The sequence below is a fragment of the Rhodobacter capsulatus genome (genome assembly GCF_005144475.1).
GTDB classification, from domain to species: domain Bacteria; phylum Pseudomonadota; class Alphaproteobacteria; order Rhodobacterales; family Rhodobacteraceae; genus Rhodobacter; species Rhodobacter capsulatus_C.
Genome location: NZ_SWJZ01000137.1, coordinates 1 through 260 on the forward strand (window position 1 = coordinate 1; position 260 = coordinate 260).

The window sequence follows — 260 nt, forward strand, 5'->3', positions numbered from 1 at the left end:
GACGCGACGCTGCACGGCATTGCCGACCGGCTCCAGGCCATCCAGCGCCGGAACTTCTATCAACTCGCGGCCGAGGCGACCCATCGCGGATGCTACTACCACGAATATACCATGTCCGTGGATGTCACGCGCGACAGCCCGACCTGCCAGCCGCCTACCGAGGATGCCGAGGAGATCGTGACCGAGGCGCTGCGCGATCTGGCCCGCTGGCTCTACCGCCAGCTTCAGGCCGAATACGAGCACCTCACCTCGGATGAGGC

The 260-nt window shown here is 65.8% G+C and carries 1 pseudogene; it reads left to right on the forward strand.

The window, feature by feature from the left end:
- Positions 1-260: pseudogene (locus FBT96_RS21395) on the forward strand (antitoxin of toxin-antitoxin stability system); the annotation flags it as partial.